Source organism: Erysipelatoclostridium sp. MSK.7.34 (assembly GCF_019041935.1).
In the GTDB taxonomy this organism is placed as follows: domain Bacteria; phylum Bacillota_I; class Bacilli_A; order Erysipelotrichales; family Coprobacillaceae; genus Thomasclavelia; species Thomasclavelia ramosa.
Window position 1 is genome coordinate 1 of sequence record NZ_JAHPYJ010000059.1, and the last position, 1,424, is coordinate 1,424.

Annotated in this window: 1 protein-coding gene; it reads left to right on the top strand. The window is 36.3% G+C overall.

The annotated features are described in order from the left end of the window. Positions 1–14 precede the first annotated feature (14 nt). On the top strand, positions 15–1,424 hold a 1,410-nt coding region (locus tag KTF99_RS16735), incomplete at its 3' end, for a glycoside hydrolase family 1 protein (protein ID WP_009010136.1).

Genomic DNA, 1,424 nt, shown 5'->3' on the forward strand with positions numbered 1-1,424 from the left:
AAGGAGGAAATAAAATGTTACACAAAAAACTAAAACCATTCCCAAGTGATTTTTTATGGGGAGCTTCAACATCTGCTTATCAAGTAGAAGGAGCTAACTTAATCGATGGAAAAGGACCATCTTGTCAGGATGTCAAAAAAGTACCTGAAGGAACTTCAGAACTTGATGTGTGTGCTGATCAATATCATCGTTATAAAGAAGATATTGCATTGATGGCAGAAATGGGATTCAAGACTTATCGTTTCTCTATCGCTTGGACAAGAATTTTACCTAATGGAACTGGTGAAGTCAATCCAAAAGGAATTGAATATTATAATAATGTTATTAATGAATGTTTAAAATACGGTATTGAACCATTGGTAACAATGTTCCATTTTGATATGCCGGCTGCTTTAGATGAAAGAGGAAGCTGGGGTAATCCAGAATCGGTTGACTGGTTTGTAAACTTTGCAAAAGTTATGTATGAAAATTATGGTGATCGTGTTAAATATTGGCTAACGATCAACGAACAAAATATGCTGACTTTAGTTGGACCGGTAATTGGTACATTACACTTGCCGGAAGGATGCACAAACGAAATCAAAGAAATCTATCAGCAAAACCATCATATGCTGGTAGCACAAGCTAAAGCAATGGCATTATGCCACGAAATGATTCCTGGAGCAAAAATCGGACCTGCACCAAATATTTCATTAGTTTATCCTGCTTCTTGTAAACCTGAAGATGTTCTAGCAGCACAAAACTATAATGCTATAAGAAACTGGTTATATTTGGATATGGCGGTTTACGGTGTATATAATAATTTAGTTTGGGCTTACTTAGAAGAACATGATGCCTGCCCAACATTTGCACCTGGAGATGCTGAAGCATTGAAAAATGGACATCCTGATTTTATTGGTTTCAACTATTACAATACTGCTACTTGTGAAGCTAGTGATGGAACTGAAACAATGGATCCTGGAGCTGATCAGCAAACTGCTCGTGGTGAAGCCGGATTCTATCGTGGATTTAAAAATCCTAATTTACCAACTACTGAATTTGGATGGGAAATTGATCCAATGGGATTCCGGGCAACAATCCGTGAAATGTACTCACGTTATCGTCTGCCAATGATCGTTACTGAAAATGGACTAGGAGCATATGATAAATTAACAGAAGACGGTAAAGTACATGATCAATATCGAATTGAATATTTAAGAAAACATCTTGAACAGGTACAATTAGCAATCACAGACGGTTGTGAAATGATGGGATACTGTCCATGGTCAGCAGTAGACTTGATTTCAACACATGAAGGTATGGTCAAACGTTATGGATTTATTTATGTAGACCGTGAAGAATTTGATTTAAAAACTTTAGATCGTTATCGTAAAGATTCATTCTATTGGTACAAAAAAGTTATTGCCACTAATGGTGATGATTTA